Annotated in this window: 14 protein-coding genes and 3 pseudogenes; 2 read left to right on the forward strand and 15 right to left on the reverse strand. The window is 61.0% G+C overall.

Annotated features, from left to right (window positions below; translation table 11 throughout):
* Positions 1-134: 134 nt before the first annotated feature.
* The 3 genes from HJB83_RS04020 to HJB83_RS33960 form a co-directional block, all read right to left on the reverse strand.
* On the reverse strand, positions 135-1,034 hold the full coding sequence (locus HJB83_RS04020; protein ID WP_405049164.1) for a DUF6030 family protein: 900 nt from the start codon (positions 1,032-1,034) through the stop codon (positions 135-137).
* A gap of 512 nt (positions 1,035-1,546) precedes the next feature.
* Positions 1,547-2,248: a DUF4010 domain-containing protein gene (locus tag HJB83_RS33955; RefSeq protein ID WP_259671283.1), complete on the reverse strand. Its 702-nt coding sequence runs from the start codon at positions 2,246-2,248 to the stop codon at positions 1,547-1,549.
* Positions 2,245-2,787: an MgtC/SapB family protein gene (locus HJB83_RS33960; RefSeq protein WP_259671291.1), complete on the reverse strand. Its 543-nt coding sequence runs from the start codon at positions 2,785-2,787 to the stop codon at positions 2,245-2,247. The genes HJB83_RS33955 and HJB83_RS33960 overlap by 4 nt, the downstream gene beginning before the upstream one ends.
* A 214-nt stretch (positions 2,788-3,001) precedes the next feature.
* On the opposite strand from HJB83_RS33960, the pseudogene HJB83_RS04030 reads away from it, so the two are divergent.
* Positions 3,002-3,822: pseudogene (locus HJB83_RS04030) on the forward strand (universal stress protein).
* Positions 3,823-4,197: 375 nt separating this feature from the next.
* Here HJB83_RS04030 and HJB83_RS33965 read toward each other — a convergent pair.
* The 12 genes and pseudogenes from HJB83_RS33965 to HJB83_RS04090 all read right to left on the reverse strand — a co-directional run.
* Positions 4,198-4,608: pseudogene (locus HJB83_RS33965) on the reverse strand (two-component sensor histidine kinase); the annotation flags it as partial.
* A gap of 289 nt (positions 4,609-4,897) precedes the next feature.
* A pseudogene (locus tag HJB83_RS04040) lies at positions 4,898-5,221 on the reverse strand (two-component sensor histidine kinase); the annotation flags it as partial.
* Positions 5,218-5,895, reverse strand: coding sequence for a response regulator transcription factor (locus tag HJB83_RS04045; RefSeq protein ID WP_207584415.1), 678 nt, complete (start codon positions 5,893-5,895; stop codon positions 5,218-5,220). The pseudogene HJB83_RS04040 and the gene HJB83_RS04045, both read right to left, overlap by 4 nt.
* A gap of 38 nt (positions 5,896-5,933) precedes the next feature.
* The gene (locus HJB83_RS04050; RefSeq protein WP_221131304.1) at positions 5,934-6,455 is read right to left on the reverse strand and encodes a cytochrome b/b6 domain-containing protein; all 522 of its coding nucleotides are present in this window, start codon (positions 6,453-6,455) and stop codon (positions 5,934-5,936) included.
* A gap of 2 nt (positions 6,456-6,457) precedes the next feature.
* Positions 6,458-6,724: a PepSY domain-containing protein gene (locus HJB83_RS04055; RefSeq protein WP_207585179.1), complete on the reverse strand. Its 267-nt coding sequence runs from the start codon at positions 6,722-6,724 to the stop codon at positions 6,458-6,460.
* Positions 6,725-7,153: 429 nt separating this feature from the next.
* Entirely contained in the window at positions 7,154-8,611 is a 1,458-nt protein-coding gene (locus HJB83_RS04060; protein WP_221131305.1) for an HlyD family type I secretion periplasmic adaptor subunit, read from the reverse strand.
* Positions 8,608-10,752 (reverse strand): peptidase domain-containing ABC transporter, encoded by a 2,145-nt coding sequence (locus HJB83_RS04065; RefSeq protein WP_221117634.1) that lies wholly within the window; start codon positions 10,750-10,752, stop codon positions 8,608-8,610. The genes HJB83_RS04060 and HJB83_RS04065 overlap by 4 nt, the downstream gene beginning before the upstream one ends.
* Before the next feature lie 43 nt (positions 10,753-10,795).
* On the reverse strand, positions 10,796-11,104 hold the full coding sequence (locus tag HJB83_RS04070; RefSeq protein WP_207584412.1) for a hypothetical protein: 309 nt from the start codon (positions 11,102-11,104) through the stop codon (positions 10,796-10,798).
* 68 nt (positions 11,105-11,172) lie between these two features.
* The gene (locus tag HJB83_RS04075; RefSeq protein ID WP_221131306.1) at positions 11,173-12,405 is read right to left on the reverse strand and encodes a GTP-binding protein; all 1,233 of its coding nucleotides are present in this window, start codon (positions 12,403-12,405) and stop codon (positions 11,173-11,175) included.
* Positions 12,406-12,454: 49 nt separating this feature from the next.
* A complete protein-coding gene (locus HJB83_RS04080) occupies positions 12,455-17,803 on the reverse strand; it encodes a DUF4082 domain-containing protein (protein WP_221131307.1) in 5,349 nt (1,782 codons plus the stop codon).
* A gap of 229 nt (positions 17,804-18,032) precedes the next feature.
* Entirely contained in the window at positions 18,033-19,217 is a 1,185-nt protein-coding gene (locus HJB83_RS04085) for a GTP-binding protein (RefSeq protein WP_221131308.1), read from the reverse strand.
* 212 nt (positions 19,218-19,429) lie between these two features.
* A complete protein-coding gene (locus HJB83_RS04090) occupies positions 19,430-23,935 on the reverse strand; it encodes a N,N-dimethylformamidase beta subunit family domain-containing protein (protein WP_221131309.1) in 4,506 nt (1,501 codons plus the stop codon).
* A 578-nt stretch (positions 23,936-24,513) separates the two neighbouring features.
* On the opposite strand from HJB83_RS04090, the gene HJB83_RS04095 reads away from it, so the two are divergent.
* Positions 24,514-25,824 (forward strand): polysaccharide biosynthesis/export family protein, encoded by a 1,311-nt coding sequence (locus HJB83_RS04095; RefSeq protein ID WP_221131310.1) that lies wholly within the window; start codon positions 24,514-24,516, stop codon positions 25,822-25,824.
* Positions 25,825-25,962: the final 138 nt, after the last annotated feature.

The following is a 25,962-nucleotide window of genomic DNA, read 5'->3' on the forward strand; positions in this document are numbered from 1 at the left end:
AGTGTCGGCGGGTTGGGGCAACGGGAGGCGATTGATGCAGAAGGCGCCATGCCAACTCGGCAAAGAACGCAGCCGTTCCGCCGATAGTCGAAGACAGGAGGATCGACGGCGCCGATCTCAAAGGCCACCCGCCGTCATTGAGCGCAATTGGCTGATATGGGCGTGCCCAAGGGATCCATGAGGATGAAATTCGCAGAAACGTTGCGCGGGTTTGTGGCCAGCCAGCGCTCTGTCGAAAAATACGCCTTAGTCCTCACCTGCGAAGCTGAAGTCGCCTTAAGGCCAAGAACAAAATCAAAATTGTTTCCGCTGCCGGCTTCGCGCGTGAAGCTGAGATAGGCCCCGAATCGTTCATATTCGACATTTCGAAGGTTTTGGATCGCCTCAAGAGTATCCTCGAAATCACGCCAGCATGCCTGCTTCACAATGATCGCGAAAAGGTGCAGGACGGCGGGGGCTAGGCGCCCCTTCGCGTCTGTCGTCGGCTTAACGATCTTGGCGCGGATCTCAAGAATATCGCCGGTTTCATTGCCACGAACCTTGAGGAAGGTGGAACTGAGGGGACGCACCTCGTCCCGTTCGTAGATGCGCTGAAAATAACATTCATAATTGCGATTGCGCATCGATGCGGCTTTCCATTCGCTCATCTCGATGCCGGCCTCCCGAAGAGCACCGCAAATAACCGGCCCCGAGACGCGCCACGTCCGCAGAAATTGACTTGCCAACTCCGGCTTCGGGACCTCGATCAGCCGCGGCGATATAGACATCGGCGGGAGAAGAGAGGGAGCCGCCGTATCAGGACGGACGGCTATGGGCGCCGATCGGGCAGCGTTATGGAGAGCTCGATTTTCGGAGAGCCCGACCGGATCTTCGACGCGGTGGATTTCACGGTAAAAAACAACGCCTGCAAGAAGCAAAACGGATATCAAAAGCACTGGCCAACGCAGCCAGCGGCGGTCGCTCCGCAATAGGAATTTCCAGTGCCAAAACGGGATGTCGCGAGGCGGATCGACTGCTGATAACACCTTATCCACGGCGCGACCTCACGAGAAAAATAGCAGCGGATGCGAGTTCGAACGCAATCAACCTCGATCCTGTTTGCGACCAACCGGCGTCGGTCGGCGCGTGAGCCAAAGCTCCTGCTGGCGACTCCTTCTGAGGTGGGCAACGGATGTGAACAACGGTACAGTCTGTCCGACTCACCTTCGATACCGCGAGTGTGAGGTCGCGTGTGTGGAGCGTCAAGCAGCAACCCCGGTGGACGGCGTTCGCCCCCAAAATTCGCGCGGAAGAACGCACCGGCGGCCCTCAAGACAATCACATCAGCTAGAGCCTGTCTCGCAAAAGTGTGCTGCGGTTTTGCGTTAAAGACATGCGTAAAAACAAAGACCTAAAGCGTGACAAGCGAATCTGAAAGATCGCGACACGCTTTAGCGTCGCGACAACTGCGCAGGTCCTGAGTGGAGATGCTCAGCGTCGCATTTCTAACTGGCTGGCAGCGTCCCGTCTCTGATCCGTCGCGTCATCGCCACGTCCGCGCGAGCGATCATTGTGAATTCCAGATGAAAACAATGAAGCCGAAAGCGATCGCCATTGTCGTGGTGGCGGCGTAAAGCATGGTGAACCGGGCGGGACCGACGGATGCTGCCAGTATCACGCGGCCAATTGCGTTTGCAGCCATGGCGCCCAGTACCGCGTGGACGACGATGTCCGAAGCCTGGAGGTCGGTCCGGCGCAGCGCCGTCAACACTGCGACGTCGACGTCGAAGCTGCCAGAGATGATCGAGGCCAACAGGACCGCAGAATTTCCCAGGTATGCGACCAGGACTTCGCTCGCAGAAAGCGCCAGTACGTATATCGTCGCAAAAAGGAAAAGCGAGCGGACCTCGAAGGGGTTGCGGGCCGAGACGTCGACGGCGGCCCGCTTGTGTTCAGACCTCGTCAAGAACACGGCCATGCAGGCGAAAACCACTGCCGCGACCGTTGCCACAGGCGCTATCTTCGGCAAGACTGCGGGACCAACGATCAAGGTCAGCCCAGCCACGCGCAGGATAGACACCGTGGCCGCCAAACACGCGGCGCCGGCAAGTCTCCAAAATTCCGCTCCATCCTTGGCGGAACGAGCCAGCGTTAGCGTCACGGCCGTGGACGAGACCAAGGCGCCGGCGGCTGCGCCGATCAAAGTGCCCTTCCTCTCGCCGAATAGGCGTACGGTGATATAGCCTGCAAAAGAGATGGTCGCGGTCAAGACGGTGAAAAGCCATACTTCAAAGGGGTCACCGTCAGTGCCCGACCTACATCGCGGTTTGGTAAAAGAGGAAGTATGACGGCCGTCATGACCGCAAGCATCAGAGCCGAGCGCAGCTCGACCCAAGTCAAACGCCTGAGGAAGGCGTGAAGAACGTCGCGGCTCGCCAGTATGGCTGCAAGGGCAGTGCCGCCCGCCGCCGCGGCGACGGGATCGCCATCGACTGCAAGAGCGCCGAGTCCGAAAACGCATAGCGCGGCAATGATCGAGGTGACGCTGTAGTCTTCGTCGTCCCAGGCCTCCCGCAGCTTGAAGAGTCCGAATACGGCGGCAAAACTCATGAAGCCGCAAGCCAGGAGCAGCGAGGACCCGGTCGCGTTGGCCAAGGCCGCAATTACACCTCCAAGCAACCCCGAGATGCCAAAGGTTCGGATGCCCCCGGTTCTGCTCCCTGCAGGAGAATCCCGCTCCCGCCAGCCACGTTCCAGCCCGACCAGGAGACCGATGGAAAGCGCTAATGCAAATCTTGCAACGACCATGGAATTCACAAGGGCCTCCCTATGTCAAAGTTGCTGCGAGTCAGTCAGCACGCGCAGTACCGCCCGGACTGGTTTGGCAGACATCGTCGTCTGCGGTCCGACGTCAGTTTGTCCGGGTTGCGCTCCGACCGGACACGGCGGTGCTTTGACGAAGCGCAATGCGAAGTTCGGCTCGGGATGCATCATGGCGGAGGTATAACCTCAGGAGGTCAGCATGAAACCACAATTCCATCTCCCTTTGTCAACTTATCCCGATGCAAGTTCCTTCACCATCGTTGACAACGCGATCGACCTCGCCCGCCAGATTGGCGCCGACCTCCTCGCCAGTATCCCGCAGGTGCGGATCCCACCGATCCACCCGCCGTTTCCAACGGTGGTCGATGTAGACTCATGGCGGGGGCAAGCGGAAGGGTATAGCCGCGACAGTGGGGCCTCGCTTCGAAAATACATTGCCGACGCGGCCTCGGAGAGCGGCGTCGAGGTGCGAATTCATGGCTTCGACGCCAGGGAGCCGTTCGTCTTTGAGTGCTTCGCGAAAATCGCCAGGAGCCACGACCTGTCCATAGTGGAGGCATCGGAACTCTCTCGCCAGCTTTCGGAGACGCTGTTGCTCGAGAGCGGCCGTCCGTTGATTCTGTTTCCTGCCAGTAGCGTCTGTGGTCGCGTCGATACCGTTGCGATCGCCTGGGACGGCAGCGCGACCGCGGCACGAGCGATCTCCTGCGCCCGTATATTCGCCGAGCGGCTGACGAAGATGCAGGTCATCTCGGTGATCGACGACAAGCAGGTCGACGAAGCGAACCGTTCGCTCCTGATATCCTCGTTGAGGCACTCCGGGTTCGAGGTAGAAGACGTATCGATTCAGGCCGGCGGGCAGTCCCCGGCTGCCGCCCTTCAAGCGGCCGCGCTCGAACGGAATGCGGATCTCCTGGTGGCGGGCGGATTTGGCCACTCCCGGCTTCGGAGTTTATCCTTGGCGGCGTCACTCGGGAACTCCTTTGCAATGCTGACATGCCGGTCCTTCTCGCGCACTAGAAGGCGCGAGGGGCGTGCCGATTCAGGCGGCGGGAGAGACCTCTGCAGCGGCGTTGAATTGGCAGCATTGGAACGGTGCCCAGAATGGATGCCAGGCGCTCCTGAGACGATGGCCTTCCGTGACCAAGATCAAAGACATCAACTTCGGCATCGCTGGCAGCAGACGCTTTTCGGGGGCGTGACCCGCAGCATGATCGAAAACGGTAGGACGCCGATATTCCTGTCGCATTGATTGGAACTCGCTTTAACAGATTACCTTTGACGGTCGCGCAAAGTTCATAGGCGTCATCATCGGCCAGGGCCATTTGATGGCCGTGGCCTTGTGCAGCAGGTCCTACAAACGGGCGCAGCTCGTCCGACGAATAAGTCAGCGAACAGCTCGCCGACCCGCTTGAAGGCGCGGTTGACCGCGACCGCGAGATGCGCGACTTCCCGCGGCATTTCGTCGAACCCAAATGCGAACGGGAATCCATTGGGTCGATGCGATCGGCCGCTTCTGCCGCGGCCCGCACCGGACGCAATGCCTGCCGGACGGACAACAAGGTTCCACCGAGGACGAGGACCAGGAGAATGCTCATCGGCACGATCAGGTGTTCTATCACCTCGTTCCAAAAGGACATCGGACATGACGTCGGAAGGATCATCGATCGTTGCGATATCGACAAGGAAACGCTGATTTCCAATGAAAAATGCCCTGCCGCCAACAAGCGACAACGGCTTGCCGGGCGTCAAGGATCGCAACCAGAAATCCGGCGGGTTGACATCGGCCGGAAGGACGATCTCCTCGAACATGCTCTGGTCAACGCTGTCGAGCCGCGCGAGAGCGGTGAGCTGGCCAACGAAACGGACGAGATCATCGACGTCGGCCTCCGCCTGCCTCGCACGAGGATGGTCGATATGCCCGAGTTCCAGCTTCAAAGCCGCAAGCGGCGTTCGGACTTCATGGGCGATCCCAGATGTCAGGATCTTTTGCGACTTCATTAAACAGCGTGGGGGCACCCTGCAGCCCAGCGGCTTGGACCTGACAAACGAACTTCCAGCGAATGATTGTTTTCGTAGACCCACGGGGCGAGTTAAAGCGCTCCTCGCAGGCGGCATCGCAAGACTCGAACAGGAGCGCGCCGCTTGCTTGACGAACACGGGCCACGTAGCCGGTGCTACCCTGACTGTAACGCTGCTGCACATTTTCAGGAATTCGGTATCGAACGCCTGCACCATCGACCACGATCCCAGATGCGAGCCGCTCCGTTTCCTGCTCGACGAACAGTCGAGAAAGCTCCCCTACATTCCAGTAGTAGTCCGAGAAGACGACGGCGAGCTGCAAGAGCATGGCCAGGATCGCGAAGAATGCAATCCGGCGCGCCAGAATGGCTCCGAGCGTCGGGCGGGATCGGCTCAATCGCGTACCTCGCGCATCATATAGCCAACCCCTCTGATTGTTTCGATCGATGAGTAGGTCCCATGACCTTCCAACTTCTTGCGCAAACGGGAGATTGCCAGCTCGACGGCGTTGCTACTTCTTTCAGCGCCAAATTCCGAGAACGTGTGCTCGATCCTTGATTTTGCGACCACCTTGCCACCGTTACGCATCAGAAGCTCGAGCAATCCTTTCTCCGATGGGGCAAGCGCAATCTCTGTGCCGGCGCACATTACCTGTCGTGAAGCGACATCGAATTGAATTGCCGCATATTCCAGCACTGGCATGGAAGTGAGGGGCGCCCGGCGCATGATTGCGCGTATCCGGGCAACCAGTTCGCCATTGTGAAACGGCTTGGCCAGATAGTCGTCGGCGCCTGCATCAAGCCCGACTATCCGCTCGTCGATCGCACCACGCGCCGTCAAAAGAAGCACCGGTGTCTGCATGCCAGCGGCCCGAAGAGACTTCAAGACGTCAATGCCATCTTCGTCAGGCAGACCGAGATCGAGGAGCAGGAGATCGTACTCGCCCTCACGGAGCGCAAGCCGGCCTTCCTGCGCTGTCCCGAAGGCGTCGATCTTCCAACCTTCGTCCCTGATCGCCTCGCAAAGAAGATCGCGAAGCCGGGCGCTGTCCTCGATGAGCAGAACTCTCATGCCTTCTTTCGACCTGTAACCATCGACCAGACGAGATTTTATCGATGCCGCCAGCTTTCCAAAATAGCAGCGCCGCCATGGATGAAAGCAAGCACTATAATGCTGTTGGCAATCGTGCCGTGCAATCGCTCCAACCATTTTTCGCCCCAGAAGGCATCCAGTGTCGTCATCCAACCAGTCGTGGCAGTTGCCACAAGAAGCACGATCAGCAACAGCATCATCACAGATGCCAGGGGACTGTGGCCGAGATGGCGCTTCTCGTTCCGACCGACAATGCCGCGGATTTGATCCATGACCTTACGCGGCGTCGGAAAGAAATCGCTAAAGAGCGCGTGCTTCGTGCCAACGAAACCCCATATCAAGCGAATGCCGATCGCAGCGGCCACCACGCCCGTAATGCGATGCCAGTATTTGCCCTCTTCCAAAATGAAAAGATTGAGGGTGCAGGCAACGACGATGGTCCAGTGGAATACCCGGACAACCGGATCCCAGACCTTGACGCTTTTCGGAGCGACGTCGGAGGGCGATGCGCCCTCCTTCCTTAGCGAGATCACCGTCATCCTCATTCGCCCTTCTGGACAATATCACCGGATACCGGATTGAAATAGACCTCGGCTCGCTTGCCGTCCTTGTCCTTGCCGTAGATTTCATAGCAATTGCCAGTGATTTCGAATGTCTTCACCTTGTAGCCAAGCGTATCGACCTTGGCCTTCATGGCGTCTTCGGACATCCACTTTGATTTCGGCTCCTTGGTGCAACTTGGGCTAGCCGATGCCAATATCGGCGTGGCGGCGATGATTGCGACAGCGGCGATCAGTTTCAACATGATGTTTTTATCCTTTGAGTAACCCGTCCGGGCGACCTCCGATCAATAGAGGTCACTAGCTGTCGGTTTACTGTCAGGACTTTCGAAACGCTCTCGGGGATTGAGATCGGAATCATTTCGTCAATATGTGAAGGCCACATCGGGTACCGCTCATCCAAGTGCTTTCTTAGCCCTACGTCTGGCGTACACGAAGTCCGCAACCAGAATCAGCCCGGCGACGGCAAATCCAGAATAGTCCCCTCTTTTCCCGCTGACCGGCTCCTTCGACGCGATATCGTCGGAAATCGTCTGGCCATACTGCGACGCGTGGTTCGTGACCGCGGTTTCGATGCATATGGTCTCCCTGGGGCGGGCGTGGGCATGAAGTCACCCGGATCGAGGACCTGCGAAGTCACTCGGGATCTCGTTCGGGGCGAACTGATCCATCGCGTCCTACGGTTCGCGTATTGCGTTATCGAGGCCACGCAGCAACGGATACAGAAAATAGGAGATCACCGTGCGGTTGCCGACCTTGATTTCCGTGGATACGGTCATGCCGGGAAGCAGCCGCACCGGCACATCTGCGGCATTCAGCCTTGTATCGGCAAGCAGTATCCGGGCCTTGAAGAAGGGGGCTGCCGGCTGGCCGGGGGTGGCGCTCTGTTCCTGTTGGCCGGTGAGGAACGTGTCCTGGCTGATGGTTCTCACCTCGCCCGAGGCGGTGCCGTATTTCTGGAAGGGATAGGCGTCGAGCTTGACACGCGCTTCCTTGCCGACGGCGACACGGCCGATGTCGCGGGTGTTGATCGAGACTTCGGCTTCGAGCGGCACGTTGATCGGCACCAGCGTCACCACCGGTTCGGCCTCGCGCACGACGGAGCCGACCGAGCGTTGCGCCAGGTCGAGCACGACGGCATCGGCGGGTGCGGTCAGCGCCACCATGTTGCGGCGCAGCTCCATCTTTTTCAGTTCCTCGTCAGCCATGTCGCGCTGGCCGCGCAGCTCCACCAGCTGCTCCATTGCAGCGCGGCGGAAATCCTCGATGAAGGCCTGGCGGTCGGCTCGGAGCTTGGCATACGAGTGGGCGGCCTCGTCGGCCCGGCCGCGGACGGCGGTCAGATCGGATTCGACGTCGAGGCGGGCGTCGCGGGAGCCGAGCAGCGTGATCAGCGAGCCGCTCTGTGTGTTATAAAGCCGCTCCCGCGCTGCCTCGATCTGCGAGAGCCCATCGCGCCTTTGGGTCAACACCGCTTCCTGGTTCTTGCTGGCGGTGAGCGACGCCGACTGGCCGGCGATTTGCTGCTCGAAATTCTGCAGCTGCGCCGCGTAGAAGGCCTGTCGCTGGCCGAAGAGCTGCGACTGCAGTATCTGGTCGGGCGTATCTCCCGCCATCTTCGTATAGTCGACGCCGGCAAGCTCGGCCTCGATGCGTCTCACCTGGGCGTCGAGTGCGGAGAATTTCGCCTGCTGCTGGTCGACATCGGCCTGGCTGAAAGTGGCATCGAGGGTCGCCAGCGTCTGCCCGGCATGCACCACCTCGCCGGCCTTCACCTCGATCGTGCGAATGATCGATGTTTCGAGCGGCTGGACGACGATGGTCGGCTGGGTGGTGACGAGCTTGCCGGGCGCAATCACCACCTCGTCGATGGAGGAAACCGAGGCCCAGATGATCGCTGAGGCAAGCAGCGCCGTCACGCAGTAGAGCGTCATGCGCGCCACCCGCGGCGGCGCGCGCTCCTCGAGCTCGACGGCATCGGACTGAAATTCCGCTATTGCCGGCGGCAGCGGCGGCCGGGCAGTCAGTTGCCTTCCCGTGTCTGAGGGGCCCTTGTCTGAGAGGCCTTGGCCTGTGGAGCCTTTGTCTGAAGGAACCGGCAGGTTTTCGCTGGATTTTCTGGCGTGCGCGTTCATGCGACCTGCCTCATTTGTTGGGACCACAGGTGGCGGTAGGTCATGCAGCGCGACACGAGCTGATCGTGCCGGCCGATATCGGCGACCTTGCCGCGATCGATGACGAGAATGGCATCGGCATCGACGAGCGTCGAAAGCCGGTGCGAGACGATGACCACGGTCCGGCCGGCGGCGATGCGGCTGAGGTTGTCGCGGATGATCGCCTCGCTGTCAGGGTCGAGCGCGCTCGTCGCCTCATCGAAGATCAACAGCTTCGGATCGGTGATCAGCGCGCGGGCAATCGCCAGGCGCTGCTTCTGGCCGCCCGACAGGTTGGCGGCGTTTTCTTCCAGCATGGTGTCGAAACCGCGCGGCAGACGCTCGATGAACTCCTCGGCGCCGGCGATGCGGGCGGCTTCCATGATCTCCTCGATGCTGGCATCGGGCTTGGCGGCGGCGATATTCTCGCGAACCGAGCCGCGAAACAGGAAACTATCCTGGAGCACCACGCCGATGCTGGTTCTTAAGTGCACCAGGTCGATCTCGCGGCTGTCATAGCCATCCATGCGCACGAGGCCTTCCTGGCTCTGATAAAGCCCCTGGATGAGCCTTGTGATCGTCGTCTTGCCCGACCCGCTCTTGCCGACCACGCCGAAGACGCAGCCCGCCGGAATGGCGAATGAGACATTGTCGAGCGCAGGCGCACTATCAGGCGCATAGCGGAAGGTGACCCTGTCGAATTCGATGCGGCCCTTCAGATGCGGCCGAACACCTCGCCCGCGGCCCGCCTGCTCCGGCCGCTGGTTCATGATCTCGCCGAGCATGCGCACGGAGAGCGCCACTTCCTGATATTCGTGCACCATGGTGACGATCTGCACCAGCGGTCCGGAGACCCGGCCGGCGAGCATGTTGAAGGCGACCAGCGCACCGATGGTCATCGAGCCGTTAAACACATCGAGCGCGCCGAGGCCGATGATCGCGACACTCATCAGCTTCTCCAGAAGCCCGGTCAGCGACTGGGCGATGGTCGAAATCTTGTCGACCCGGAAACGCACGGAGATCGACTGGGCTGAATAATCGTCCCACACCTTGCGCTGGCGCGGCTCCAGTGCCAGCGATTTGACGGTGCGCATGCCGTGCACGGTTTCCACCAGTAATGCCTGCCGGTCGCCTTCGGCCTGGTAAAGCGCCTGCAACCGGCGCTGGAACGGCCCGACGAGCATCATCACCACGAGGCCGACGAGCGCTGCGAAACCGAGCACCACAAGCGTCAGCTTGACGCTGTAGAGAAGCAGGATCGGCACGAAGACGAAGAGCGAAACGCCGTCGAGAAGCGTCAGGAACAGGCGCCCCGTCAGGAATTCGCGGATGCGCCCCGTCTGCTGCATATGCTTGACGAGAACGCCGGCCGAGGCCTGCTCGAAAAGTGCGATCGGCAGGTTGAGCAGATGGCCGAAGGTGCGTGTCGCGACGCGGATGTCGATCCTGTTCGTCGCGTAGAGCAGCAGATAGCGACGCAGGAAGCTGAAGGTCGCGTCGAAGACGAGCGCGATAGCAATACCGATAGTCAGAACCGTCAGCGTCGCATAGCTCTGGTGCACCAGCACCTTGTCGATGACAAGCTGGAAGAAGATCGGCGTCGTCAGGCCCAGCCCGTAGAGCACGAAGGCAGCGAGCGCGACATCGCGGAAGAAGCTACGCTGCTTGATGATCTCGGGCACGAACCAGCGAAATCCGAAGGGCCGGTCCTCGTCGGACATGCGATAGTTGCGCTTCAGTAGGATCACCGATCCGAGCCAGGCCTTGGCGAACTGCTCTTCGCTGAGCATCATCACTTCGGCGCGTGACGCGAGCGGGTCAAGAACGCGAATTCTCTCCTCCTCACCCTCCCCGACGGCGCCGGCGATGACCACCCAGTTGCCGTTCGTCAGTTCCGCGATCACCGGAAAGGCTTCGCCGAGCTGAAACAGGGATCGCCAGCCGAGCGTCAGATGCCGGGCTCTGAGGCCGGCATCCTTGGCCATGCGCAGCAGCTGCCGCACGGCAACGGGATCGTTGCCGACGGCATAGTCGTGCTGCAATCGCTCAGGCGCGAGATCGACGCCGTGATGACGCGCGACGAGCGCTAGACAGTGCAGGTTGGTATGCAGAAAACCACTCATGGCCCACCCGAAACAATACGAGACCCAGTCACTATTTGCTTTATCAGTTGAAGTTCGGCGAAGCGTTCGAAGCGCCGGGCTGTACCGACTGGATATCGGCAGCCGCCGCAGCTGACATATCGCCGATACGACGGACCGCACCCGCCTCGACCAACCCGCCGAGCGCCTTTTGCATGAGGTCGACCGCATTGGCGAAGGCATCGACAGGCATGATGATGCGCTGACGGAAGACCGGCTTCGGGTTGTTGTTGGCGTCACGATCGGTTGCCGAAAGCGACATCAGGTCGATGCGCACGATCGTTCCGGTAATGGTGATTTCGCCGATGCCATCTGCATAAAGTTCGTCACTCATTGTTCTCTCCTCTGGTTGGTAATCAAAACGTCTTCACACTAGGCCGTCTTACGCCCATCATGACACTTCTAACTATTTGAATGTGCGAGGATATGTACGTGCTGCCATGCCGGAAACGGATCGCGGAGGCCGACGGCGGCTTGCGGATCGAAACCCGCCTCCTCGCCGGTCAGGCAATCGCCGAGCGCAGCACGGATCGCTTCCTCGTCGAAGCCGGAACCGATGAAGACGATCTCCTGGCGGCGATCGCCCCAGACATCGTCCCAATGCCGGTCGATGAGCTGGCGGAACTGCGGAAAGCGCGGCCATTGCACCCGCGGCACCGAGGCCCACCAGTACCCCCTGGTCTCGATGCGGCACTGGGTGCCGGCAATCGACAGAAGGCCGATCTCGTCCGGCCTCGTCGCCAGCCAGAAATGGCCCTTTGCGCGGATGAGGCCCGCCCATTTCCGGTCGAGGAAATCCTTGAGCCTCAGGGGATCGAAGGGCCGGCGACTGCGATAGACGAAGCTTGTTATGCCGTATTCCTCGGTCTCCGGCACATGATCGCCCCAGCCGAAAAGTTCCTTGTGCCAGAGCGGATGGCGGGCGGCCTTCGCTTCGCTGAAGAGGCCGGTATCCAGGATCGCGCCAAGCGGCACCTGGCCAAAAACCGCCTCGACGACCTGGGCATCCGGATTGAGCGCCGCGACGACCCGGCGAACCTCGGCAAGGTCGGCGCACGGCACATCGCCTGCCTTGTTGATGATGACGACATCGGAAAATTCGATCTGCTCGACGAGCAGGTCCACGAGCTTGCGCTCATCGTCCCCGTCACGCCTTTCGCCGCGATCGGCAAGGAATTCGGCGCTCTGGTAATCGGTGAGAAGATTGACCGCATCGACGACGCAGACCATCGCGTCGAGACGCGCCACGTCGCAGAGGGCAGCCCCGCTCTCGTCGCGGAAGGAGAAGGTGGCTGCGACCGGCAGCGGCTCGGCAATGCCGGTTCCCTCGATCAGCAGATAGTCGAAACGGCCGGCGGCTGCGAGCCGGCGCACTTCGCTCAGAAGATCGTCGCGCAGGGTGCAGCAGATGCACCCGTTGGTAAGCTCTACCAGCGTCTCGTCGGTGCGCGAGAGGTCTGCACCGCCCTCGCGCACGAGATCCGCATCGATATTGACCTCGCTCATATCGTTGACGATGACAGCAACCCGGCGACCCTCCCGATTACTCAGGACATGATTGAGCACAGTCGTCTTGCCGGCGCCGAGAAACCCGGCGAGAACCGTTACGGGCAATCTGTTGTCTGCACTCATCATCGAAACTCTCACTCTTTACGGCATGCTTGGCCTTGCATCCTCGCGGGCTTTACGCCGCGAGCTGCGGTTTGAACGCCACATCCACATAGTAGTTCGTGCTGTTGTAGCTGGCTGTCGGGAACAACCCGCCCGCCCCGTAGGCATAGACGCCGTTGCTGCCGCCGGGCGCCTTGAGATCGCCGTTCGTCACATCGCTGGCAAAGTAATTGCCGGTCGCCGAGTAATTGCCGTTGCTCGAATAAGAAACGACATAGCTCGTATCCGCCTGGACCGCGATCTGCTGGGTGAGCTGCGCAGTCTGCCAGCCGCTGGCCGTCTCGTTGTTGAAGGTGACGCTGCCGAGCAGCGTGCCCGAGGCGGTCCAGAGATAGCCGTTATGCGGGCCGGTGTTGTCGGCCCCCTTGTAGAAGCGGACGCCGGTGATCCAGCCTGACGTATCGGCCTGGAATTTCATGCCGAGATTGATTTGCTGGTTGTCGTTGATGGAGACGATCGACGGCGTCGCACCGGCGGCAAAGAGGTTCTGCTCCGGCCCTCCCGTCTGGCCGCCGTTGATGGTGAGGGCAACCTGCGCCGACGCCGTGCCGCCCTTGCCGTCTGCTATCGCGTAGCTGAAGCTCGCCGGTCCCGAATAGCCTGCCGTCGGCGTGAAGGTCACCGTCTGGGCCTGGGCATCGTAGGCGACCGAGCCGTTGACCCCGCCGCTGACGCCGGTGATGACAAGCGGATCGCCATCGGCATCCACGTCGTTTGCCAGCAGCACGGAGGCCTGGATGGTAATCGGCGTGCCGGTATTGGTCGAGAAGCCGCTGTCATTGGCGGCGACCGGAACCGCATTCTGCGCGCCGCCCTGCTGATAGAGCACGTCGACCCAATAATTGCTGGCATTGTAGGAAGCGGTCGGGAACAGGTTGCCCGAGCCATAGGCATAAAGGCCGTTGCCGCCGCTCGCCGCACTCGACGGCGCCGTCAGCGCCCCGTTCGTATGATCCGTCGTGAAGTAGTTCGCCGTTGCGGAATAGAAGCCGTTCGAATGGTAGCTCGCCACATAGGTGGCGCCGGCCGTCACATTGATCGGCTGGATGAAGGAAACCGTCTGCCAGCCGCTCACCGTCTCGTTGATGAAGGTCGCCTGAGCCAGAAGCTGGCCGCTCGCTGTCCAGAGCGAGCCGGCATGCGTGCCGGTATCCTGGGCGCTCCTGTAATAGGTGAGCCCGGTGATCTGGCCGCTGGCGGAAGCGATGAACTTGACGCCGAGTTCGACCGAGTTGGCATCATTGGCGGCGGTAACGCCCGACGTGTCGGCGCCGGTGAACAGGCTTGCGGTCGTGCCGCCGCCAGACTGCGAATTGACCGCGAGGCTTACGGTGGCCGACGACGTGCCGCCATATCCATCCGAGATCGAATAGGAGAAGCTTGCTGAACCCGTATAGCCAGAGTTCGGGGTGAAGATCACCGTTTTGCTCTGGCTGTTGAACGACACGGTTCCGTTGACCGCACCATTCGCGCCGGTGATGCTGAGCGGATCGCCATCGGCGTCATGGTCGTTTGCAAGCAGGCTGGCTGCGGCAATCGAAAGTGCGGTGTTGGAATAGGTCGTGTAGCCATTGTCATTGGCGGCGACCGGCACCGCATTGGTTGTCTGGTTGAAGACGACATCCACCCAGTAGTTCGACGACTGGTAGCTGGAAGTCGGGAAATCCGTGCCATTGCCGAAGACGCCGTTACTGCCGGCAAGCGCCGTCAGCGCGCCGTTGGTATGGGCTGAGGTGAAATAGTCTGATGTCGCCACATAGGAGCCTGTCGTGTGGTAGGAGGCGACATAGGTTGTGCCGGCTGCGATATGCACCAGGTTGGCGAATGTCGCGGTCTGCCAGCCGCTCACCGATCCGCTGTCGGCGAAAGTGACGGTCGCGACCAGCGTGCCGTCGGCCGTCCAGAGGGAGCCGGTATGGGCGCCGGTATCGCCGGCCGCCTTGTAGTAGCGGATGCCGGAAATCATGCCGCTGGACGAAGCGACGAACCTCATCCCGAGTTCCAGCGACTGACCGTCGTTGAAGCTTGCGCCCGTCGGCCCTTCGCTTGAGGTAAACAGTGCTTCCCCGGCAGGGCCCTGGTTTACGGTGAGGCTGACGTTGCCCTGATCCGTGCCGCCGCGCCCGTCCGACAGCGTATAGGTGAAGCTTGCAGGCCCCGAATAATTGTTGGTTGGCGTGAAGATGACGGCGCCGTTCTGCTTGTTGAGCGTCACCGTGCCGTTGACGGCATTGCCGACGGCCGAAATCGTCATCGCATCGCCATTCGGATCCGTATCGTTTCCGATGAGCGAGGCGATCGAGATGACGACGCTGTCGTTGCGGGTGATGGTCAGCCCCGTATCGTCGGTCGCAACCGGGGCGCTGTTGGGCCCGGCATCGAAGACTACGTCGACCCAGTAATTGGTGCCGGTGCCGGGGCTTTGGCCGGGGAACGTGCCGGCAGTGGTGCCGTAGGCGAAGACGCCGCCGCCATCGACGGCCTTCACCGCGCCGCTGGCATAGGTGCCGCCGGTGAAATAATTGTTTGTCAGCGAGAAGAAACCGCCGCTGTGATAGGAGGCCACGTAGGTCGTGCCGGCGGCAATCTGGATCGGCGAAGAGAACATCACCGTCTGCCAGCCGGAGAGCGGTTCGTCGACGGACACGCCTGATGCCAGCAGCGTTCCGTTGGCGCTCCAGAGGCTGACGACATGGTCGCCGATATTGGAGAAGCCCTTGTAGAAGCGGATGCCCTCCACGGAGCCTGCTGTCGTCGTCTGGAAGCGCAGGCCGAGCTCGACGGAATCGCGATCGATCGCCACTTCGACCGCCGGCTTTTCCGCAAGCGTCCAGAGGCCTGTCGTTCCCGGCAAGGTGACGGTGACTTGCTTGCCGGCCGATGACGCCTCCATATTGACGCTGTCGTCGACGGCCCGTGACATGATCGTGTAGGTTCCGCTCGCCTGGACGACCCAGTTATAGCTCCAGCTCTCGCGGCCGGTGGCCTTGAACCAGTGCTGGCCGCCATCGGTCGAGACTTCCACGCCGGCAATGATGCCGCCGCCGAAATCCTGCGCCGTGCCCGTGATCGTCACATGCTGCCCTTCGAGGAAGCTTGCGCCGACGATCGGCGACGTGACCGACGAGGTGGGCTTCAGCGTGTCGGTCGATTGTGTCGCAAGGATCAGGCTCGCATCCAGCGTCGTCGGCTGAATGCCCATGTCCGCGAACATGTTGACCATCGCCTGTTGCACATTGCGATCGGTTGACGTCGCCGCGCCCTGATGGTTGTCACTCAGCCCCCAGGACCAGAAGACCGTGCCGGCGCCGAAGACCAGCGCGCCGCTTGCCGCCCGGTACATGGTCAGGCTGTGGGTCGCCACCGCATCGCCGACCGTCGTGCCGTAATCGCGCAGATAGGTGCTTACCGAGACCGAGGAGAGTGACAGGTCGATCAGCCCATCCGGACGGAAGCCGTTCTCGACATCGGAATCCCATTCGTAGCCGAGCAGGTTCTGCACGAGATTGTAGCTCTCGCCCTGCTGCAGCTCCGCAACATCGGTGTTGCGCCAGAAGCGCAGGTTCGAATAGTCGTAGGGAATGGAGATCGTATCGGAGCGGTAGCTGTCCACCTGGAACATCGTGCCCGTCAGCGAATTCTCCGGCTCCTGTCCCGCATCGGCATAACGCGGATCGCGCCAGGTGCCGGTGCCGACATTGCTCGGATCCGTGCTCGTGCCCCAGGTTTCCTTGTAGCAGACCATGGTGCGGTAGGCCTGGCCGCTGCCGTCGATGCTGCTTTCCCAGCGGACCTTCCAGTAGCACTCGTTGCCGCTCCAGAAGGCGAGGTTGACGCCGGCATCGCGCGCCGCCTCGACATTGGCGCGCTGTTCGGCAGACCAGTATTCGTCATGCCCGACGGAGAGATAGGCGTCGTGGTTGAGCAGCAGGCTGCCGCTGCGCGCTGCATCGACGCCCGAAATATAAGATACGTCGTAGCCGTTCTGCTCCAGCCACGAGATGGCAGAGGATTCGGCGCCGAAGATGTAGTCGTGCGAACCGCCGATCGGGCTCGTATTGGTAATGATCGGTCTGTTATAGCTGACCGCCGAGGCCCGGCCGATGGCCTGCAGGCCGCAGCTGCAGTTCGGTGGCAGGTAGCCGATCATGCTTGCGGGATCGACGGGCACTTCGCCATAGTAGAGGCTGGCGCCGCCCCAGGCATTATAGGCCTGCCATGTCGTGTCGGACGTCTGGAAGACGATATTGCTGGTGGAGGCGTCGTCGCGCACAACGAAAGGAATGATGCTGGCGTCTGCGGTGCCGTCCTCGCGCACCAGCTTGGCGAAATAGACGCCGGAGACCGCGTCCGTCGGAATCTGCCAGCTCGCCGAGACCGACCAGTTGCCGCAGTCGATGAGGCCGAGTGACATATCGACGATCGGATGCGGCTGGATCTGCGCCGTGGTCAGCGATTGCTCGATCGAGTCGACCTTGCGCGCCCCGGCCCCGCCATAATAGCCCATGCGGTAGATATCGATGCGGTAATGGGTGGAATCGGTGGCGATCTTGAAATCGACCGTCTGGCCGATATTCGTGCTGATTTCGGTGGCGAAGCCCTGAATGGTGCCGCCGCCGTCACCCTCCAGACCCCACTCGCTGATCGGGTTGCCCTGCTTCAGGTTTTCGAGCGCGATCTTGTTGGGCGTCGCCGCAGCCGAAGCTGCCGGTATCGATGCCATCAGTGCCGTCGGGGCCGCGGTCGTCTCAGCAGAAACGTCCTGGCTCGGCTCCACCGAGATGGATGCTATCGAGGCCTGAAGGCGCAACGAAGCCGTGCCGAGACTGCTGGAAGAACTGACCGGCGCCGCCGTTTTGGCGCTGCCGGTATCGGCATCGCTGGTAACACCCGTAAGCGCGGGAGCAGCAGGCAGTGTCGCAGCCTCCTCGGCCGGATCCGGGCCAAGCACAGTGCGTTGCAATGTCGAGGAAGGCGTCTGGAAGACCGTCGCAGCCGACGCCGTCTTCGTGGACGTATCCTGCGCGCCGCCATCGGCAGCAGGCGCAGGCATCGCCGTCGACGACGCAGGGGACGATTGCATGTCGCCTGATGATATCAGGAAAGATGTGACCGTGCCGGTGAAGGAGGATTGGACGGTTGCGCTGCCCTGATTGGCAAAGCTTGGGGAGCCATCGGTACTTCTCGACGATACGACCGTCGCGGATGCAAGTACTGCGCTCCAGGCGGAGGATGCACGAAAGATACTCAACGCTCCACCAAATGTACTCAGGTACTCACGATTACTCACATGAATTCTCCGCATCAGCGGCGTCCCCTTCCGCATCGGCCGGCTCTTCGCCCGCTGTAGCATGACGTTCATTCTGGCACCTTTGCTAAGGGAACGTACGACAGCAATCCGGGGTATGAGGGAGGTATCCCCCTACGCCCATAGGATGACCCTCGCCGCATGCCGGCCGACAAGGCTCCAAAGCTGCCCACCGTTCTGCCAAGTGGCCGACGCTGGTTGAAAGGAATTCTGATTCCGTATCATTTTGCCGGTCCGGCTGGTCGAGGTGGTCAACTCGAGCGTTGTCCTGCGCCGCCCCGTGCTACCAGGCCGGAAACGGATCCTCGAGGGTGGCCCAGTCGCGCGGATCGGCGCTGGCGAGGCATCCGTCCAGCGCGGTCCGTACACCTATCTCGTCCATATCAACGCCGATAAAAACCAATTCCTGCCGGCGGTCGCCCCAAGCGCTGTCCCACCGGCTCTCAAGATGCTGACGAAACTGCTGATGGCCCGGCCAGTCCTGCCGGGGCACGGCTGCCCACCAAAGCCCCATGGGCTCGCAGCGCCGTTGCACGCCAGCGGCCGACATTAGGCCAACGTGACGCGGGCGCGTGGCAAGCCAGAAATGGCCTTTGGCGCGGATCACCCCCGGCCACGGCTCGTCCAGGAATGCTCGAAACCGCTTGGGGTCGAAGGGGCGCCTCGTGCGATAGACAAAGCTCGAGACCCCGTACTCCTCCGTCTCCGGAACATGCTTATCAGGGCTGTACAGTTCCTTGTGCCACAACGGGTGCGCTGCCGCCTTTGCTTCATCAAAGAGGCCCGTATTGAGGAGGGTTGCGAGCGAAACCTCACCGAAATCCGTCTCCACCTGGCGTGCGTCCGGGTTGAGTGCAGAAATGATCTTGCGAACTTCCGCGCGGATCCCTTCGGTCGCCTCCGAGATCTTGTTGATCACGACGACATCGGCAAACTCGATCTGATCCACCAGCAGATCGATGAGTGTGCGCCGGTCCTCACCGTCGCGCTGCAGGCCGCGGTCGGCAAGCAGATCGGCACTGCTGTAGTCGGCTAACAGGTTTGCAGCGTCGACCACGGTGACCATTGTGTCGAGCCTGGCAAAATCGGCGAGCGAGACGCCGTTCTCGTCGCGGAAGGAAAAGGTTGCCGCGATGGGGAGCGGCTCGGCAATGCCGGTACCTTCTATCAACAGATAGTCGTATCGCCGGTCTTCGGCCAGCCGTCGTACTTCCGTCAGGAGGTCGTTGCGCAGGGTGCAGCATATGCAGCCATTGCTGAGCTCGATCAATGTCTCCGTCGTATGCGACAGGTTGCAGCCGCCGTCTCGAATGAGACTGGCGTCTATGTTCACTTCGCTCATATCGTTGACGATGACGGCGACCCGCAGGCCCTGACGGTTATTCAGGACGTGGCTGAGGAGCGTCGTCTTACCAGCGCCGAGGAAGCCGGCCAGCACGGTTACCGGGAGCCGCTCGATCCTGTTCATCGGCATTCCTCGAATGTGGGGTCGGAGCGCCTCCCGCCGCGACCAGCATTTGCGTCGTATCAGAGCATGATGCCGAAAAGTGTGAGCGGTTTTCTTATGACATCATGCTCTAACTCTTTAAATTAGAACAGGATTCAGATTTTAGGCCAACCGGGCCTAAAATCATCCTGTTCTACCCTCATTCGAAATCGGTCCGTAACCTTGTCCTTTCTTCACCCGGCGAGCTGCGGCCGGAAGACGACGTCGGCATAGTAATTCGATGAATCGAAGGAGTTGGTCGGGAAGAGACCTGTGGTGGCGGAGCCGCCATACGCATAGACACCGTTGCCACCGGCGACCGCGCTTGTTTGGGCCGTCAACGGACCGTTGGTGACGGCAGTGGCGAAGAAGGCATCCGTTGCCACGTAGCCTCCGGTGGTGTGGTAGGACGCGACATAGTTGGTATTGGCGGCGATGGTGACGGGCGTTGTGAAGTTCACCGTCTGCCAACCGCTCCCTGTGGTGCTGGCGAAGGTGGCGGTGGCGAGCTTGGTGCCCGTCGTGGTCCACAGGTCGACGACGTTCTGGCCGTTGTCGTTGGCGCTGCGATAGAACTTGATGCCGGTAACGTCACCGGCAACGTTCGACTGGAACTTGACGCCAAGCTCGAGCTGCTGACCATCGTTGAGGTTCGTCTGGGTCGGCGTGCTGGAGGCGGAGAACAGGCTGTAGGTCGTTGACGTCGCCGACACCGCGACATTGAAGCTCTCGTTGGTGGCAAGGCCGCCAAGATCTGTCGCCGTCACCTTGACGCCATAGGTGCCCGATGCCGTCGGTGTGCCGGAAAAAGTCCGCGTCGTGGCATTGAAGCTCAGCCAGGCGGGCAGCGCCGTGCCATCGGCAGCCGTTGCCGAGTAGGTCAGCGTCTCGCCGCTGTCGACATCGGTGAAGGTCGTCGTCGGCAGCACGAAGGAGAAGGCCGAGCCCACGGTGGCATTCTGGGCGACGGTCTGGACGGCCAGCACCGGCGCATCGTTGGCGCCATGGATGGTGACGGTAAGACTTGCCGTGGCCGTCGCGCCGGCGGTATCGCGCATCGTATAGCTGAAGACATCGCTCAGCGTGTTGGTCGACTGGCGCAGCCCCTGGACGGCGGTATTGCTCTCGTTGACGGCATAACTATAGGCGCCCGATGCACTGAGCACGAGACTGCCATAGGTGCCGCTCAGTGCCGTGCCGAGCGTGCCTGATGTCGCACCAAAGATCACTGCCGTGACGGTCTTGGTGTCACCGGCATCCGGATCGGTGTCGTTGGTCAGCACGTTGCCGCTCGCAACCACGCCGCCAGAACCGTTGGCCACCCCGCCCTTCTCGGTCGCATTACCCACATCGGCAACCGCCGTCGGTGTCGTGTTCGAGCTCGGCGTCGTGAACATCACATCGACCCAATAGTTCGTCGACTGGAAGGTGCTCGTCGGATACAGGCTGGCGCTACCATAGGTGTATACGCCGTTGCCGCTGGCTGGCGCCGTCAGCGGTCCGCTCGTCACATTGGCGATGAAGTAGTCGGTGGTTGTCGAGTAATTGCCGGTATTGGTGTGATAGGATGCCGTGTAGGTCTGCCCGGGCGTCAGGCTCACCGGGCTGGTAAAATAGGCAGTCTGCCAGCCGCTGGCGGTCTCGTTTGTGAAGGTGAGGGTCGCAACCCGCGTACCCGTGCTCGACCACAGTGAGCCTGTATGCGTACCGGTGTCCAGGCTGCCCTTGTAGAAACGAATACCGGTGACGGTGCCTGCCACGGAGGTCTGGAATTTGACACCGAGCTCGACGGCTGACGTATCGTCGGTATTGACGACCGCCGGCGTCGCCGCGCCAAAGAGAGAGGTAAAACTTGCCCCGGTCACGGTGACCGTGCGTCCTGTCGAGGGTGTTTCAAGGTTGATGTTATCGTCGACGGCCCGCGACCGAATCGTGTAGCTGCCCGCGACCTGCGGCGACCAAGTATAAGTCCAGTTCTCATCGCCTGTCGCCGGATGCCAGCTCGCGCCATTGTCGGTCGAAACCTCGACACTGGCGATGACACCGCCGCCCGTATCGGTGGCGGTACCTGTAATCGTGACTGTGGAGCCAACCGTCGCCGCTGACGGCCCCGTGATAACGGAAGTCGGTGCAACATGGTCCGTAGAACCGGTTGCGGCGGCGAGCCCGGATTGCAGCGTCCCAGGCTGAATACCCATGTCGGCCAGCAAATTCACCATTGCCTGCTGCACGCGGGGATCGGTCGCGGTCGCCTCGTTATCGTGATTGTCGCTCAGGCCCCATGTCCAGTAGACTGTGCCGGCCCCGAACACCAGTGCACCGCTCGGCGCACGATAGAGCGTCAGATTGTGGGTCGCGGTCGCATTGCCGGTCGTGTTTCCGTAGTCGAGCAGGTAACTGCTGACCGGAAGCGTCGTCGACGACAGCTTGACGAGGCCGGCCGGATCGAAGCCGTTATCAGGCGCTTCGTCCCATTCGTAACCAAGATAGTTTTTGGTGAGCGTTGCCGTCTGGCCAGGCTGGAGATTGGCGACGCTCGTATTGCGCCAGAAGCGCAGGTTGGCGTCGTCATATCCGACCGTGATCGCGCCGAGATTGCTACCGACATCGTCGACCTTGAATAATTGACCCGTTAGCGAGTTCTCAGGATTGCCGCCGCCGATAGCAGGTGGGCTGAGGCGTGGGTCGCGGAAGGTGCCGGTCCATTGGTCGGAAGGATCGAGGCTGGTACCGGGTGGTCCCCATGTCTCCTTGTAGGAGATCAGGGTGCGATAAGGCGTTCCGTCGGCGCTGTAGGCATTGCCCCAACGGGTGCGCCAGTAGACCTCGTTACCGCTCCAGAACATCAGATTGACGCCCGCATCGCGTGCGGCTTCGACATTGGTCCTCTGCTGTCCCGACCAGTATTCGTCGTGCCCGGCATCGATATAGGTCTTGTGATTGAGCAACAGGCTGCCATAACGGTCGGCGTCGACACCCGACATGTACGAAACATCGTAGCCGTTCTGCTCCAGCCAGGAGATGCCCGCATATTCGGCGCCGAACAGGTAATCCTGCGGACCGGCATAGGTGCCGACGCCGCCGCGGGTCGCAATCGGCCTGTTGTAGCTGACCGCATAGGCACGACCCGCCCCCTGCCCCGTCGCCGGACCGTTGCCGCCGTAGAAGTTTGCACCACCCCAGCCGTTGTATGCCTGCCAGGTCTCGTCGGCGGTCTGGAAAACGATGTCGCTGTGGCTGGCATCGTCGCGCACGATGAACGGGATCTGATTTTCGCCGGAGGTGCCATCCTGGCGCACGAGCTTGGCGATATAGACGCCTGAGACGGCATCATCAGGTACCGCCCACGAGGCGGAGACTGCCCAGTTGCCGGCATCGACCGTGCCGGTCGTAGCATTGCGCAACGGATTGGGCTGGGTCTGCAATCCGGTGTGCTGCATGGTCGCAACCTTGCGGGCGCCCATGCCGCCATAATAGCCGAGCCGGTATATATCGATCCGGTAGTTGGTGGAATTGGTGTTGATCTTGAAGCTGACGGTCTTGCCGTTGTCGACGCTGATGTCAGTCGCAAACCCCTCGATGTTGGTGCTGCCGGCACCGTCGATGCCCCACTCGCTTTCCGGATTACCCTGCTTCTGGTTTTCCAGCACGATCGCGTTGCTGGCCGTCGCCGCAGCGGCCGCCAGATTTTGCGTCGTCAACGAGCGCTGCGCAGAAGTTTGAGGCGGCGTCGTCACCGAGCCGGAAAGGACGCCGACACCTTTCGTGGTGGTGCCCTTTCCGGTCTCTCCGCCGCCTGGCAATGATCCGTTCAGGGCCGTTGATTCTGTCCAATTTGCGGTTCCGCGCCAGCCCGAGAGAGGAGACAGGCTACGATCGAGAAGCGGGTCGCTGACCGAGGCTCCGATGGCCTTCTTGATCGACTCCACATAGTCCGGTCCTTCGGTCAGCCTTGTTCCCGGCAACTGACCATCTTGCTGAAGCAAGGCGCCGCCATGGGCCCAATCGAGAATCCGTGTGGGGGACGTATAGTAGCCGCACCCGCACACACCAAAGGGCATGCCAAACGCCAGCGCATTTGCTCCAGCATGCTGCCCGGTCGTCTGCGCCGTTGGCGTCGATTCCAGAATGACGACTTTGCCCGAGTGTGCACGCTCGCTAGCGACGGTGGCAGAACCGTGGCTCGACGCTGTCGGTGAAGGGCTTTGCGGCAGATACGGCGCCAAAGGATCGTCGCCTATGAGGTTCATCCCAGCGTAGGTGCGTAAAAGGGGTGATGCCGCCCCGAATGCAACTCCGTTCGCGTTCCCCTCGAAATGGGCAAAATCCGGCATATGAACTGACAATACGGACGCGGCTCTATCACCGCTTCGCTCTCCGATTTCGCGATTGATTACGAAAGCGTCAGGCAAGGGCGGCGCTACGAGGCTGTCGTCGGCCCGACCGTCAGCGTCGCCGTTCACGCCCGCGCTCTGCCCAACCTCATGCTCGTTGAGCGCCGCGTCCTTATGGGGATCGCCGACGAGGGGGGCCTGCTTGTTTCCATCCGCCGTTTGCACCTCTGCCGCGAGTTGAGCATCGTCCCCGTGCTTTCCGGCAGGCTTGCGCGGCCTTTCCTTTCCGCCGACAGTCAACCATCGGGGAACCAACGAATCCAGCAGGAGTGAGCGCGAAGTCCACCGGCGAGCGTTGCGATACATGGCAGGTACCTCTCGCGAGATTGTCAGGGTCGAATCTATGAGGATCGCTTAAAGGCGAAGCTCTGAAGTATAGTCGAAATTAGCAGAGTATATCCTACGCCTTTCGCTCTACCGGCGGCATCCTTTGGGCAAGCGGCCGTGTTGCGTCGCCCACGCTACGTATCAGATGCCTGAGGACAGAGATTCGCCGTTTCCTGGGCAAGGCTCGAAGCCGCAGAGGTGGCGAAGCGGCGGGGCATCGTGCGGTAAAATCGGCGATCCGGAGCATAAAGACGCTGCCGGAGGGGTTGCGCTTTACCGAAGCGAGCGCGCCTATTTCTGCGTGCAGAACCTATTGATTTTCTGTGACGACGTCTGTGTGGCGCACCGACGATATATGTTTCTACCCAATTTAGTCTCCGCACCCTCCCCACCTCATCAATATTGATGTGGCAAAGCAGGCGACCTCCACCTTCCTCAAGGCTTCGCCAGACTGCACACTGGCGAAGCAGCTTCGGAATTGGCTTCCGGCGTTCGAGCAGAGTTCAAGTTATCGTATCAGCGTCCGTGTAAGAATGTTTTGCAGGCGAGACATATACATGAATCTATCGCACCGCGCCCCTAGCGTGTTCTTTCGCGCGACGTTTGTCGTCAGCGCACTCGTCTTTCTCGCCGGGGCTGTGTCGCCCGCTGTTGCCGACAGCGCCCCCTTGGCTCCACAAACGAGAATCCGCCTGACGATCGTCCAATGGATCCAGTCCAAAGGCCAGTTTGAGCGATGGGATGGGATTGGAGGCGACTATACGGTTTCGGATGCAGGTACGGTCTCCCTACCCTTTCTGGGGGCGCTGTCGGTTGGAAATCTGGACAATGCGAGCCTCACCAACGAGATTGCCAAGCGCCTTCAGGCGAAGATGGGTCTGGCCCAGGCACCTGCAGTGACCATCGATATCCTCGACTATCCGTCCATTTACGTCGTCGGAGACGTGGTGGCGCCGGGAGAATACAAGTTTCGCTCCGGCCTCAGCGTCCTGCAATCCCTGGCCATGAGCGGCGGCCCGTTGCGGGCTGCGGCACAGCAGCAATCGCAGACGATCAGGCTTGCCGGCGATTTGCAGGAAATCGACCATTCGCTGCTGCGCGGTTCGGCAAAGCTCGCGCGGCTGCAAGCGGAGATGGCCGACGCGAAGGAGATCGCCTTCGATCTGCCGCCCGCTGCCGATCGGCAATATGCCGAGAGTATCGACCAGGAGGAGCGGGTCATTTTTCAGGCCCGTGCAAACGCGCTGGACAAGCAGTCGGTGGCGCTCGTCGAATTGCGCAATCTCTTGACGGCGGAAATCGATACACTGGAAGAAAAGCTGAAAGGTTCGGATGACAATATCCAGTCGGTCGAAGAGCAACTGACGAGCGTGAAGACGCTGGTCCAGAAGGGGCTTACGATCACCTCACGCCAGATGGATCTGGAACGATTGCTCACCACCTATCGCTCCGACCGGCTCGACCTCGTGACTGCCATCATGCGGGGCCGCCAGGCGATCAACGAGACGACGCGCAATCTCGAGGGACTTTCCGACACTCGCCGCAGCGAGGTCGCTTCCGAGGTGCAGGCGGAAAAAGCCAATCTCGATCAGCTCAAATTGAAGCGCGACACCACGCAACAACTGCTTCTCGAAGAATTTTCGAACGGCGCCAACGTGAATGACCGCCGTGAAGAACTCCCTCTGACGTTCGTCGTGAACCGGCGGGACAAGGGACAAGTCAATCAATTCCAGGCCTCCGAAACGACCGAGCTAGCGCCGGGCGACGTGATCAGGGTAACCCGAGGCCGCATCGCCGATGCGCCGTCCGAAGACGCCGCTGCCCCGCCTGTTCAGACCGAGGCGCATGTCAGTCAGGTAAGCCGGTGATACGCGAAAAGCATGTGCTGCAATCGAGCCTGCGGCGGGCCGTTGAACGCCAGCACGGGATAAACGGCTCGAACAGGATGATTTTAGGCCTGATCGGCCTAAAGTCTGAATCCTGTTTCAAATTAAGGGTTAGAGCAT

This window comes from Rhizobium sp. NZLR11, from assembly GCF_019685115.1.
In the GTDB taxonomy this organism is placed as follows: Bacteria; Pseudomonadota; Alphaproteobacteria; order Rhizobiales; family Rhizobiaceae; genus Rhizobium.